Raw genomic sequence first — 12,755 nt, forward strand, 5'->3', positions numbered from 1 at the left:
CGCGAGCGCGGCCGGCAGCGTCGGGTCGTCGACCGCGTCGGCCGCGCGCCCCGCGAGCAGCGCGCCGAGCACGCCCGCGAGCACGTCACCCGCCCCCGCGGTCGCGAGCCACGCGGGCGCGTCGGCCTGCGCGTACACCGCGCCGTGCGCACCGACGACCACGGTCGTCGCGCCCTTGAGCAGCACGGTCGCCCCCGTGAGCTCGTGCGCGCGACGCGCGTGCGCGAGCGGTGCCGCCTCGACGTCGGCCCGGTCGACGGCCGCGCCCCGCGCGGACAGCAGCGTCGCGAGCTCGCCCGCGTGCGGCGTCAGCACGACGTGCGGCGGCACGCGGTCCGGCAGCAGGTCGAGCGCGCCCGCGTCGACGGCCGCCGGCTCGTCGTGCGCGAGCGCGTGCACCAGCGCGTCGCGGGCGCGGGCCCGCTGCGCGTCGTCGTCGGGCGCGACGCCCGGCCCGACGACCCACGCCTGCACGCGCCCCTCCCCCACCACGACCTCGGGGTGCGCCGCGAGCACCTGCGAGCCGGCCGACCCGACGTACCGCACCATGCCGACGCCGGCCCGCAGCGCACCGCCGGAAGCGAGGACCGCCGCGCCCGGGTACCGGTCCGAGCCGGCCACGACGCCCAGCACGCCGCGCGCGTACTTGTGGGACGTCCGCCCCGGCACCGGCCACAGCGCGGCGACGTCGGCGCCCGCGAGCCGTGCGACGGCCGGCGCACCCGCGAGGTCGAGGCCGAGGTCGACGACCTCGACGCGCCCCGCCGCGTCGGCCGCCGGCGGCAGCAGGAGCGCGGGCTTGCACGCGCCGAACGTCACCGTGACGTCGGCCTGCGCCACGGCACCGGTGCGCGTGCCGTCGTCGACGCCCACGCCCGACGGCACGTCGACCGCCACGACCACCGGCCGCGCGGCGGCGGCCGCGAGCGCACCGACCAGGCGCGCACCCGGCCCGCGCACACCGCCCCGTCCACCGATGCCCAGCAGCCCGTCGAGCACCACGTCGGCCGCGAGCACCGTGCCCGCGAGCGCGTCCGCCGCCGCGTCGTCGTGCGCCGGGACGACCCGGCCGTGCGCGGCCCGCAGCGCCGCGAGACCGTCGCCGTGCACGCGCGGCGACGCGAGGACGGCCGTGACGCGCGCACCGCGGCGCGCGAGCCGCGCACCCGCGTGCAGCGTGTCGCCGCCGTTGTTGCCGGGGCCCACGAGCAGCACCACGTGCGCGCCGCCGACGCGCCCGCGCACGTCCCGCAGGACGTGCGCGACGTGCGTCGCGAGACCGAAGGCGGCGCGGTCCATGAGCGGCACGCCGGCCGCGAGCAGGGGTTCCTCGGCCGCGCGCACGGCGGCGGCGTCCCACGAGAGCAGCACCCGCCCATCCTGCCCGGGCCCGCGCGCGGGCGCGACGCGCGCGCACGTCGCGGGGGCCTGTTGCACGGGCTCGCCGCGCCACCCGGACGCGCGCCCGACCCGCGGGTAGCGTGCGAGGCATGCGCTTCGGACTCTTCATCCCCCAGGGCTGGCGGCAGGACCTCACGGGCATCGACGCCCGCGACCACTGGAAGGTCATGCACGGCCTCGCGTCGTGGGCCGACGACGGCGACGCCTTCGAGTCGATCTGGGTCTACGACCACTTCCACGCCGTGCCCGAGCCCAACGGCGAGGCCACGCACGAGGCCTGGAGCCTCATCAACGCGTTCGCGGCGTCGACGTCGCGCGTGCGGCTCGGCCAGATGTGCACGTGCATGGCCTACCGCAACCCCGCGTACCTCGCGAAGGTCGCCACCACCGCGGACGTCATCTCGGGCGGCCGCGTCGAGATGGGCATCGGCGCCGGCTGGTACGAGCACGAGTGGCGCGCCTACGGCTACGGGTTCCCGCGCGCCGGCGAGCGCATCGCGATGCTCGACGAGGGCGTGCAGATCTTCAAGCAGATGTGGACCAACGGCACCGCGACGCTCGACGGCACGCACTACCAGGTCGACGGCGCGCAGCTCTCGCCGCTGCCGCTGCAGGTCGACGGTCCGCCGCTGTGGATCGCGGGCGGCGGCGAGAAGAAGACGCTGCGCATCGCGGCCGAGCACGCGCAGTACACGAACTTCGACGGGTCGCCCGAGGGCTTCGCGCACAAGTCCGAGATCCTGCGCGGGCACTGCGAGGCCATCGGCCGCAACTTCGACGAGATCACGCGGTCGGCCAACTACAACGTCGTCATCGGCGCGACGCAGGCCGAGGTCGACGACCGCGTCGCGTGGGTCGAGGAGCACTACGCGAACACGGTGCCCGACAAGGCCCCCGAGGTCGCCGAGCAGTTCCGCAGCGGCCCGCTCGTCGGCACGCCCGAGCAGATCGTCGAGACCCTGCGCGAGCTGCAGGGCCTGGGCATGACGTACGCCATCACGTACTTCGCCGAGGCCGCGTACGACCGGTCGGGCATCGAGCTCTTCGCCCGCGAGGTCGTGCCGCACCTGCGCTGAGCGCGCGCCGGGCGCGACGTCGGTCAGACGTCGCGCTCGGCCACGACCATCGCCGACGCGATGCCCGCGTCGTGCGAGATCGACAGGTGGAACCGCGCGACGCCCAGCGCGTCGGCACGTGCCGCGACCGTGCCCGTGACCTCGACGACCGGCTGCGCGCCGATCACGCGCCGCACGGTCGCGTCCTGCCAGCTCATCCCCGGGGGCGCGCCCAGCGCCTTCGCGATCGCCTCCTTGGCCGCGAACCGCGCGGCCAGGGAGGCGTCCGGCAGGTCCCGCTCGGCGGGCGTGAACAGCCGCTCGCGCAGCTGCGGCACGCGCGCGAGCGTCGCCATGAACCGCGCGACGTCGACGACGTCGATCCCGACGCCGACGATCACGACGCGCCCCGCGCGCCCCCGCGGGCGCGGCTCACTCGACCGTGACGGACTTGGCCAGGTTGCGCGGCTGGTCCACGTCCAGCCCCTTGGCGGTCGCCAGCTCGCACGCGAACACCTGCAGCGGGACGACCGTCAGCAGCGGTGCGAGCAGCGTCGGGCACTGCGGCACCGAGAACACCTCGTCGGCGTACGGGCGCACCGCCTCGTCGCCGTCCTCGGCGATGACGATCGTGCGGGCGCCGCGCGCGCGGATCTCCTGGATGTTCGAGACCACCTTGGAGTGCAGCGAGTGCCGGCCCCGCGGCGACGGCACCACGACGAACACGGGCTGCCCCGGCTCGATCAGCGCGATCGGACCGTGCTTGAGCTCGCCGGCCGCGAACCCCTCGGCGTGGATGTACGCGAGCTCCTTGAGCTTGAGCGCACCCTCGAGCGCGATCGGGTAGCCGACGTGCCGACCGAGGAACAGGACCGACTGCGTGTCCGCCATCCACCGGGCGATCTCACGCACGCGGCCCGAGCGGTCCAGGACCTCCTGGATCTTGTCGGGCATCGCGCGCAGCTCCTCGAGCGTCGACGCGATCTCGTCCGGGAACTTGTTGCCGCGCAGCTGCGCGAGGAACAGACCCAGCAGGTAGGCGGCGGTGATCTGCGACAGGAACGCCTTGGTCGAGGCGACGGCGATCTCCGGGCCGGCGTGCGTGTAGAGCACCGCGTCGGACTCGCGCGGGATCGTCGAGCCGTGCGTGTTGACGATCGCGAGCGTCGTCGCGCCCTGCTCGCGCGCGTGCCGCACGGCCATGAGCGTGTCCATCGTCTCGCCGGACTGCGAGATGGCGACCACGAGGGTGCGCTCGTCGACGACCGGGTCGCGGTAGCGGAACTCGTGCGCGAGCTCGACCTCCACGGGGATGCGGCACCAGTGCTCGATCGCGTACTTCGCGACGTGGCCGGCGTACGCCGCCGTCCCGCACGCGACGACCACGATCTTGTCGACGGCGCGCAGCACGGCCTCGTCGATCCGCAGCTCGTCGAGGACCAGGTGCCCGGCCGCGTCGGTGCGGCCCAGCAGCGTGTCCGCGACCGCGTGCGGCTGGTCGTGGATCTCCTTGTCCATGAAGGAGCCGAACCCGCCCTTCTCGGCGGCCTCGGTGTCCCAGTCGACCCGGAACGGCGTCGCCTCGACCGGGTTCCCGTCGAGGTCGGTCACGGTGACCGAGGTCGGCGTGATCGTCACGACCTGGTCCTGCCCGAGCTCCAGGGCGTCACGGGTCGAGCCGATGAAGGCCGCGACGTCCGAGCCGAGGAAGTTCTCGCCGTCGCCCAGCCCCACGACGAGCGGCGAGTCGTGCCGCGCGCCGACCACCGTGTCCGGCGCGTCCGCGTGCACCGCGAGCAGCGTGAACGTCCCCTCGAGCCGACGCGACACCGTGGTCAGCGCGGCGGTCAGGTCCTGCGAGCGCGCGTGCTCGCGCGCCACGAGGTGCGCGACCACCTCGGTGTCGGTCTCCGACGCGAACTCGACGCCGTCCGCGACGAGCTCGGCCTTGAGCGTGGCGAAGTTCTCGACGATGCCGTTGTGGATGACCGCGACGTCGCCCGAGACGTGCGGGTGCGCGTTCGCGTCGGTCGGGCCGCCGTGCGTCGCCCAGCGCGTGTGCCCGATCGCCGCCGTCGCCGGCGGCAGCGGGTGCGTGTCCAGCTCGGCCACGAGGTTCGCGAGCTTGCCGGCCTTCTTCGCGGTGGCGAGGCGCCCCCCGGGCACCACGAGAGCGACACCGGCGGAGTCGTACCCGCGGTACTCCAGCCGCCGCAGCCCCTCGAGGACCACCTCGAGGGGGCGCTCGCTGGCCCCCGCTCCACCCACGTAACCGACGATTCCGCACATGCGCCCGATCCTAGTGGGCACCCCGGCGCACGCCCGGCCGGGTGACGCGTGACACCCGTCGCGCCCGCGCCGCACCGCGCCGTGCGCGGCACGGGCCCGCGATGCGCGATGATCGTCGTCGTGCCGTCCCTGGTCCCCGCCACGCCCTACGTCGACCTCGACCGCGACGCCTGGACCCGGTTGTCCGCCTCGACGCCCCTGCCGCTCACCGACGCCGACGTCGACCGGCTGCGCGGCCTCGGCGACCCGATCGACCTCGCGGAGGTCGACGCGACGTACCGGCCGCTGTCCCGCCTGCTCGACCTGTACATCCAGGCCACGCAGGGTCTGCACGGCGCGACCAGCACGTTCCTCCACGAGGACGTGGGCCGCACGCCGTACGTCATCGGCGTCGCGGGCTCCGTCGCGGTCGGCAAGTCCACGACCGCCCGCATCCTGCGCGAGCTCATCGCGCGCTGGCCCGCCACGCCGCGCGTCGAGCTCGTGACCACGGACGGCTTCCTGCACCCCAACGCCGAGCTCGAGCGCCGCGGTCTGCTGCAGCGCAAAGGCTTCCCGGAGTCGTACGACCGCCGCGCGCTGCTGCGTTTCGTGTCGAAGGTCAAGGCCGGACGCCCCGAGGTCGCGGTGCCCGTCTACGACCACCTCACGTACGACATCGTGCCCGGCGCCGAGGTCGTCGTGCGGCAGCCCGACGTGCTCATCGTCGAGGGGCTCAACGTGCTCCAGCCCGCGCGCCCGACGCTCGAGGGCACGTCGAACCTCGCCCTGAGCGACTTCTTCGACTTCTCGATCTACGTCGACGCCCGCACGTCGGACGTCAAGCAGTGGTACGTCGACCGGTTCCTCTCGCTGCGCCGCACCGCGTTCGCGCAGCCCGCGTCGTACTTCCACCGGTACGCGTCGCTGTCGGACGAGGAGGCGATCGACCGCGCCGAGAGCATCTGGGACTCGATCAACGCGCCCAACCTCGAGCAGAACATCCTGCCGACGCGCAGCCGGGCCACGCTCGTCCTCACCAAGGGGCCCGACCACACGGTGCAGCGCGTGCGGCTCCGCAAGATCTGACGCGCCCGCGCCCGTCAGGCGCGCGTCACGGCGCCGAGGCCTGCGCCGTGACGGGCTGCGCGAGCGCCACGGGGTGCTCGGTGCGCTCCACGACCTCGAGGGTCCCGAGCGCGGCGGGGATGCCGTCGGCGCCGTCGCACGCCACGTCCGCCGGCAGCAGCACCGCGGCGCCCATCGCGTCGACGAGCCACACCTGCGGGACGACGGCGTCGTCCGGGCACTCGCGCGGGGTGCGCGTGCCGTCGACCTCCCCGAGCAGGTCGTCCAGGTCCCCCTCGAGGCGCGTGGCGGTCACCGACCACCACGTGCCCGCGGAGTCGCGCAGGGGGTCGCCGCGGTCGCACACGAGCACGCTGTCGGCGACGAACCCGGCCGGGGGCAGGCCGCGCGTCGTGGCCTGCGGCGCCGTGGTCCGCAGGCTCGCGTCGAGCTCGAGACCGAGGGCGTCGAGCACGCCCGGGTCGAGGCACCCCGCGTCCGTGCGGACCTCGGCGGGCGGTACCGCCGCGTCCTCGGCCGAGGGCGCGTCGGTCGCGCAGGCCGCGGCGGCGAGCAGCACGGCGACGGCCGTCACCGCACGTCGCGCTGCTCGCACCTGCCCACCCTCCGTCGTCCTGCCGGTCCCCGGGCACGACGGTCAGGACCCCGGCGGTGCCGGGGCCTCGCGGGAGCGGGGAGGACGACGTCGACGTCGTCCTGCGTTCGAGCGTAAGCCGCTCCGGGAGGCCGATCGCCGTCACCCGGTCGGCCGATACCGGATCGTTGTCACACGTCCCACATCGTGAGGTCATCGTGACCTCGACAACGGGCGAGGGTCAGGCCGCGGACCCCTCGGGCCGTGTCGCCGGCTCGGTGCCGGTGCCGAGCGTCGCCGGCCGCGGCGCCGCGGCGAGCGGCGTCACGGGTGCGCTCGGCGGCAGCGGGTCGTCGAGCCGCAGCCACCGGCGCAACGCCCAGTCGACGGCGAGCCCGACCACGAACCCGCCCACCACGCCGACCGCCACGCCCACGAGCGGCGAGTGCCCGAGCACCGCACCCGTGCCGATCCCGATGAGCGTCGAGTACCCCGCCCAGGTGACGGCCGCGATGGCCGTGAGCAGCACGAAGCGCCGACGACGCAGGCCCAGGGCCCCCGCCGTCATGTTCACGGCGACGCGCCCCACGGGGATGTAGCGCGCGGCGATGACGAACGACGCGGAACGGGTCCGCAGCGCGCGCTCCGCCCAGTCCAGGACGGCCTGGCCGCGCCGCCCCCGGAACACGCGCAGCCGCCGGACGTGCACCGCGGTGCCGATCTGGTAGGCGACCTGGTCGCCGACGAACGCGCCGAGCGCGGCGACCGCGACCACGATCCACAGCGCCGGCGACCCCGTCGACACCGACAGGGACGCGAGCGCGATGACCACCGACTCGCTCGGGACCGGCGGGAAGAACCCGTCGACCACCGAGAACGCGAACAGCACGACGAAGATCCACGGCGAGGCCGCCAGCTCCAGCGCCCACTCCAGCACGTGATCTCCCCTCGCCCGCCCACCCCCCGGTGGGGCGACGTCACCACGCTAGGCCGGGGTCGGGTCCGGGCACATCGGGATAGCCCCCGAATCAGCCCTGAGCGACCCCGATCTCCTCCCCCGGGACTCACCCCCCGCCCCCGCGTCTCCGTCGCAGGGCGGAGGCGCGACGCCCTGCGCGGTGCCCGGCGCGGTCACCGCTGCGGCGCGGTGTCCTCCGGGGTCCCGTCCGGCAACCCGAACCCGAGGGCGCGCGCGGCGGCGCGCGGCACGGGCTCCGTCCCCCAGTGTGCACCCCAGGCGTCCGTCGCGGACAGCGAGCGCGGGTCCGCGCGGTCGAGGTACAGCGTGCCGTGCAGGTGGTCGGTCTCGTGCTGCGCGATGCGCGCGGGCCACCCCGTGAGCACCTCGTCGAGCGCCCGCCCCGTCTCGTCGGCGCCCGTGAGGCGGACGCGGCGGGGCCGGGCGACGACGGCCTGGTAGCCCTCGACGCTGAGGCAGCCCTCGTAGAACGCGACGACGTCGTCGCCCTCGGGCGCGTACCGCGGGTTCACCAGCACGCGGTACGCGACCGCGGGACGCTCGCGCACGCGCGCGATCTCGTCGTCCCCCGGCCCGGGGTCCTCGACCACCGCGAGGGCGAGGGGGAGCCCGATCTGCGGGGCGGCGAGCCCGACACCGGGCGCGGCGCGCATCGTGCGGTGCATGACGCCGAGCAGCTCGTGCAGCTCGGCGTCGTCGACCTGCCCGTCGAACGGCACGGCCACCGACCGCAGGACGGGGTGCCCGGCCTGCACGATCGGCGCCACCGCGTCCGGCCCCGCCTCGCGGACGGCGTCGAGCAGCCGGCGCACGTGGTCCCGCACCCAGCCGTCGACGTCGCGCACCGCGCCTCCCCCGGTCGTCACGACGCCCGCTACAGCGAGAGCCGCTCGCGCACGACCGCGGCCAGGTCGTGCGCCGTCTCGTCGGCCTCCTCCTGCGTCGCCGCCTCGACCATGACGCGGACGAGCGGCTCGGTGCCCGAGGCGCGCAGCAGCACGCGTCCCGTGTCGCCGAGCAACTTCTCGGCGGCGGACACCGCCTCGACGAGCACGACGTCGTCCGTGCGCGTGCGGTCGACGCCCGGCACGTTGACGAGCGTCTGCGGCAGCCGCTGCACGACCGACGCGAGGTCGGCGAGCGTCCGACCGGTCTCGACCACACGGGCCGCGAGCTGCAGCGCCGTGAGCAGGCCGTCGCCGGTCGTCGCGTGGGCCGCGACGATGATGTGACCGGACTGCTCGCCGCCGAGCCCGAAGCCGCCCGCGCGCATCGCCTCGAGCACGTACCGGTCGCCGACCCCGGTGACGACGGTCGCGATGCCGGCGTCGCGCATCGCGAGCCGCAGGCCGAGGTTGCTCATCACCGTGGTGACGAGCGTGTCGTGCGGGAGTGCTCCCCGGTCGCGCAGCGCGATCGCGAGGATCCCCATGATCTGGTCGCCGTCGACCAGCACGCCCTCCGCGTCGACGGCCAGGCAGCGGTCCGCGTCGCCGTCGAACGCGACGCCCAGGTCGGCGTGCGCCGCCACGACCGCCGCCTGCAGCTGCTCGGGGTGCGTCGAGCCGCAGGCCTCGTTGATGTTGCGCCCGTCGGGCGACGCGTTGATGACGACGACGTCGGCGCCCGCCTCGCGCAGCGCCGCCGGGCCGACCTCGGAGGCCGCACCGTTGGCGCAGTCGACGACGATGCGCAGGCCGTCGAGCCGCACGCCGATCGTCGCGACGAGGTGGTCGACGTACTGCTGGCCGGCGAGGCTCTGGTCGGTGCGGATGCGACCGACCGCGGCGCCGAGCGGCCGCTCCCACGCCTCGCCGAGGCGCGCCTCGATGGCGGCCTCGACCTCGTCGTCGAGCTTGTGGCCGCCGCTCGCGAGGAACTTGATCCCGTTGTCGGGCATCGGGTTGTGCGAGGCCGACAGCACGACGCCCAGGTCGACGCCGCGCGCGGCCGTCAGGTAGGCGATCGCGGGCGTGGGCAGCACGCCGACGTTGTCGACGTCGACGCCCGCGGACGCCAGGCCGGCGGCGACGGCGGCGGACAGGAACTCGCCCGAGGCGCGCGGGTCACGGCCGATCACGGCGCGCGGGCGGTGCCCCTCGAACGCGCCCTGCGACCCGAGCACGTGCGCCGCGGCGACGGACACGTCGAGCGCGACCTCCGCCGTGACGTCGCGGTTCGCGAGCCCTCGCACGCCGTCCGTGCCGAACAACCGACCCATCACCCGACTCCTTCGCCCGACGCGCCCGGTCCTGCCGCGCGGCGTCGTGTCGTTCCTCCTGCGTCGCGGCCGGTGACGGCGGCGACCTGCCTTGACATGCCGATGGCCCCGGCGGTCTGTCGACCAGCCGGGGCCATCGGGCCGAGGCGCTGGATCAGCGCTTCGAGTACTGCGGCGCCTTGCGGGCCTTCTTGAGACCCGCCTTCTTGCGCTCGACCACACGCGCGTCACGCGTGAGGAAGCCGGCCTTCTTGAGGGCCGGGCGGTTGTTCTCGGCGTCGATCGCGTTGAGCGCACGGGCGATGCCCAGGCGCAGCGCGCCGGCCTGGCCGGAGACGCCACCGCCGGTGATGCGCGCGATGACGTCGAAGCGACCCTCGACGTCCACGGTCTTCAGCGGCGAGTTGACGAGCTGCTGGTGCACCTTGTTCGGGAAGTAGTCCTCGAGGGTGCGGCCGTTGATCTTCCACTGGCCGGTGCCGGGCACCAGACGGACGCGGGCGACGGCCTCCTTGCGGCGGCCGAGCGCCTGGCCCGGTGCCGTCAGGGACTGGCCACGACCCACGGGGGCAGCGGTCTCGGAGGTGTAGCTGGTGGGCGTGTCGTCGCCCTCGTACTCGGTCTCGACGGTGGTCTGAGCCACGGGATCCTCGCGTTCTGGTTTCTCTGCCGCAGCAGCCGGAGGCTTACTGCGCCACCTGGGTCAGCTCGAACGTCTTCGGCTGCTGGGCCGCGTGCGGGTGCTCGGGGCCGGCGTAGACCTTGAGCTTGCTCAGCTGCTGACGACCGAGGGTCGTGTGGGGCAGCATGCCGCGGACGGCCTTCTCGATCGCACGCTCGGGGTGCTTCTCGAGCAGGTCGACGTAGCGGGTCGCCCGCAGACCGCCCGGGTAGCCCGAGTGACGGTAGGCGAGCTTGGTCTCACGCTTGTTGCCGGTGAGCGCGATCTTCTCCGCGTTGATGACGATGACGAAGTCGCCGCCGTCGACGTGGGGGGCGAAGGTCGCCTTGTGCTTGCCGCGCAGGAGCGTGGCCACGTGGCTGGCCAGACGGCCGAGCACGACGTCGGTCGCGTCGATGACGTACCAGTTCCGCTCGACGTCGCCGGGCTTCGGGGTGTACGTGCGCACGGTGTGCCTCTGTCTCGTGATGCGTGTCGTTGGCAGGCCGCACGGGGCGACCGGCCGAGGATGGCTGCCGGAGCATCCCGCCCGGCGAGTGGGATCGCACCAGGACGGCCATCGGCACCCGGTGGTGAGAAGCCACCGGTGCGCGACAGGGGACGCACAACGACACAACAGACTACCGGCACGCCGCACCGACGGCAAAACCCGTGAGCAACGCCTCACCGCGGCGCGGGACGGGCCCCGCGAGCCCGGGTCAGCGCACGCGCTCGACGCGGCCGGCGTCCCACACCGGCTCGGGCGTCTCGACGACCGTGCCGTCCGCCGAGAACACGAGGAACCGGTCGAACGTGCGCGTGAACCAGCGGTCGTGCGTGACCGCCAGCACGGTGCCGTCGAACGCCGCGAGGCCGGCCTCGAGCGCCTCGGCCGAGTGCAGGTCGAGGTTGTCGGTCGGCTCGTCGAGCAGCAGCAGCGTCGCGCCCCCCAGCTCGAGCAGCAGGATCTGCAGACGCGCCTGCTGCCCGCCCGACAGCGTCTCGTAGGGCTGCTCGGCGGCCTCCACGAGCTCGTACCGGTCGAGCGCCCGGCTCGCGGCCTCCCGGCCGAGGCCCGCCCGGTGCCCGTCGCCGCGGTGCAGGATCTCCAGCAGCGTGCGTCCCACGAGCTCGGGGTGCGCGTGGTTCTGCGCGAACCACCCCGGGCGGACGCGCGCGCCCAGCACGACCGACCCGGTGTGCGCCACCGGCGCGACCGGGACGTCGCCGGCCGGCGCGTGCTCGGGGTCCGAGCCGCCCGCCGCCAGCAGCCGCAGGAAGTGGGACTTGCCCGAGCCGTTCGACCCGAGCACCGCGACGCGCTCGCCGTACCAGACCTCGAGGTCGAACGGCCGCATGAGCCCCGTCAGCTCGAGCCCCGTCGCGACGACCGCGCGCTTGGCGGTGCGCCCGCCCGTCAGCCGCACGCGCACGTGCTGCTCGCGTGCGACCACCTCCGGCGGCCCCGCCTCCTCGAACTTCCGCAGCCGCGTCTGCGCAGCCTGGTACCGCGACGCGAGCCCGTCGTTGAAGGCGGCCTTCGTCTTGAGCGTGAGCACGAGCTCCTTCAGCTTCGCGTGCTCCTCCTCCCAGCGGCGCAGCAGCTCCTCGAGCCGCGCCTGCCGGTCGGCGCGCGCCTGCGCGTACGACGCGAACCCGCCGCCGTGCACCCACACGCGCGCCCCCACGGCCGTCGGCTCGAGCGTCGCGACGTGCGTCGCGACGCGGGCCAGCAGCTCGCGGTCGTGGCTCACGAACAGCACGGTCTTGCCGCACCCGACCAGACGCTCCTCGAGCCAGCGCTTGGTCGGGACGTCGAGCGCGTTGTCGGGCTCGTCGAGCAGCAGCACCTCGTCGGGCCCGCGCAGCAGCGCCTCGAGCACGAGCCGCTTCTGCTCACCGCCCGACAACGTCCGCACGTACCGGTGCTGCGCACGCTCGAACGGCACCGACAGCACGGCGTCGGTCACGCGGTCCCAGCCGGCCTCGGCCTCGTAGCCGCCGACGTCCGCCCAGTCCGCGAGCGCCTGCGCGTAGCGCAGCTGCGTCGGCTCGTCGTCGACCTCCATCATCGCGAGCTCGGCCGCCGTCAGCTCGGCCGCGGCCGCACGCACCGCCGGTGCCGCGAGGTCCGCCAGCAGGTCGCGCACGCTGCGGTCGTCGTCGATGCGCCCGACGTCCTGGCGCATGACGCCCAGGCCGCCGCTGCGCTGCACCGACCCCTCGTGCGGCACCAGGTCGCCCGTGACGACGCGCAGCAGCGTCGACTTGCCGACGCCGTTGGGGCCCACCAGGGCCACCCGCGCGCCGTCGCCGACGCGGAACGTCACGTCCGACAGCAGGGGCCTGCCGTCCGGGAGCGTGTAACCGACACCGCCGACGTCCACATGACCCATGCGACCAGTGTCGCCCGGCCGCGGGGCCGTCCGCGACGAGATTCCGCCCGGCCCCCGGTCCGGCGCGCCGCGTGGCCACGCGCTACCGTCGCCTCCAGGGGGTGCGTCGCC

General features: G+C 74.8%; 12 protein-coding genes. 2 read left to right on the top strand and 10 right to left on the bottom strand.

Features of this window, described 5'->3' with window-relative positions; all coding sequences use genetic code 11:
- A partial coding sequence (locus CS2_RS06645; protein WP_070319385.1) for an NAD(P)H-hydrate epimerase occupies positions 1-1,371 on the bottom strand: 1,371 nt, incomplete at its 3' end.
- A 119-nt stretch (positions 1,372-1,490) separates the two neighbouring features.
- On the opposite strand from CS2_RS06645, the gene CS2_RS06650 reads away from it, so the two are divergent.
- On the top strand, positions 1,491-2,477 hold the full coding sequence (locus tag CS2_RS06650; RefSeq protein WP_046528956.1) for an LLM class F420-dependent oxidoreductase: 987 nt from the start codon (positions 1,491-1,493) through the stop codon (positions 2,475-2,477).
- Between the two features lie 23 nt (positions 2,478-2,500).
- On the opposite strand, the gene CS2_RS06655 is transcribed toward CS2_RS06650, so the two are convergent.
- Together CS2_RS06655 and glmS are read right to left on the bottom strand one after the other, a co-directional pair.
- Entirely contained in the window at positions 2,501-2,857 is a 357-nt protein-coding gene (locus tag CS2_RS06655; protein WP_046528957.1) for a holo-ACP synthase, read from the bottom strand.
- Positions 2,858-2,888: 31 nt separating this feature from the next.
- Entirely contained in the window at positions 2,889-4,745 is a 1,857-nt protein-coding gene (gene glmS / locus CS2_RS06660) for a glutamine--fructose-6-phosphate transaminase (isomerizing) (protein WP_070319386.1), read from the bottom strand.
- Between the two features lie 108 nt (positions 4,746-4,853).
- Between glmS and coaA the strand changes: the two genes are divergently transcribed.
- Positions 4,854-5,813, top strand: a complete 960-nt coding sequence (coaA, locus tag CS2_RS06665; RefSeq protein ID WP_046530710.1) for a type I pantothenate kinase — start codon at positions 4,854-4,856, stop codon at positions 5,811-5,813.
- Positions 5,814-5,838: 25 nt separating this feature from the next.
- On the opposite strand, the gene CS2_RS06670 is transcribed toward coaA, so the two are convergent.
- From CS2_RS06670 to CS2_RS06700, 7 genes are all read right to left on the bottom strand, one after another.
- A complete protein-coding gene (locus CS2_RS06670) occupies positions 5,839-6,408 on the bottom strand; it encodes a hypothetical protein (protein ID WP_156442027.1) in 570 nt (189 codons plus the stop codon).
- 220 nt (positions 6,409-6,628) lie between these two features.
- The gene (locus CS2_RS06675; protein WP_070319388.1) at positions 6,629-7,324 is read right to left on the bottom strand and encodes a DedA family protein; all 696 of its coding nucleotides are present in this window, start codon (positions 7,322-7,324) and stop codon (positions 6,629-6,631) included.
- Positions 7,325-7,518: 194 nt separating this feature from the next.
- Positions 7,519-8,211: a peptide deformylase gene (locus CS2_RS06680; protein ID WP_070319389.1), complete on the bottom strand. Its 693-nt coding sequence runs from the start codon at positions 8,209-8,211 to the stop codon at positions 7,519-7,521.
- A gap of 29 nt (positions 8,212-8,240) precedes the next feature.
- The gene (gene glmM, locus CS2_RS06685; RefSeq protein ID WP_070319390.1) at positions 8,241-9,587 is read right to left on the bottom strand and encodes a phosphoglucosamine mutase; all 1,347 of its coding nucleotides are present in this window, start codon (positions 9,585-9,587) and stop codon (positions 8,241-8,243) included.
- A 154-nt stretch (positions 9,588-9,741) separates the two neighbouring features.
- Positions 9,742-10,230: a 30S ribosomal protein S9 gene (gene rpsI / locus CS2_RS06690; RefSeq protein WP_046528963.1), complete on the bottom strand. Its 489-nt coding sequence runs from the start codon at positions 10,228-10,230 to the stop codon at positions 9,742-9,744.
- Positions 10,231-10,273: 43 nt separating this feature from the next.
- Entirely contained in the window at positions 10,274-10,717 is a 444-nt protein-coding gene (rplM, locus tag CS2_RS06695; protein WP_046528964.1) for a 50S ribosomal protein L13, read from the bottom strand.
- A gap of 250 nt (positions 10,718-10,967) precedes the next feature.
- The gene (locus CS2_RS06700) at positions 10,968-12,644 is read right to left on the bottom strand and encodes an ABC-F family ATP-binding cassette domain-containing protein (RefSeq protein WP_070319391.1); all 1,677 of its coding nucleotides are present in this window, start codon (positions 12,642-12,644) and stop codon (positions 10,968-10,970) included.
- Between the last annotated feature and the right edge of the window lie 111 nt (positions 12,645-12,755).

Origin of the sequence: Cellulomonas iranensis NBRC 101100 = JCM 18110 (genome assembly GCF_001552375.1) — a bacterium.
Taxonomy (GTDB): domain Bacteria; phylum Actinomycetota; class Actinomycetes; order Actinomycetales; family Cellulomonadaceae; genus Cellulomonas; species Cellulomonas iranensis.

Coding starts and splice junctions, on each gene's coding strand:
- CS2_RS06650 (WP_046528956.1), top strand. CDS start 1,491: ATGCGCTTCGGACTCTTCATCCCCCAGGGCTGGCGGCAGGACCTCACG.
- glmS (WP_070319386.1), bottom strand. CDS start 4,745: ATGTGCGGAATCGTCGGTTACGTGGGTGGAGCGGGGGCCAGCGAGCGC.
- coaA (WP_046530710.1), top strand. CDS start 4,854: ATGATCGTCGTCGTGCCGTCCCTGGTCCCCGCCACGCCCTACGTCGAC.
- glmM (WP_070319390.1), bottom strand. CDS start 9,587: ATGGGTCGGTTGTTCGGCACGGACGGCGTGCGAGGGCTCGCGAACCGC.
- CS2_RS06700 (WP_070319391.1), bottom strand. CDS start 12,644: ATGGGTCATGTGGACGTCGGCGGTGTCGGTTACACGCTCCCGGACGGC.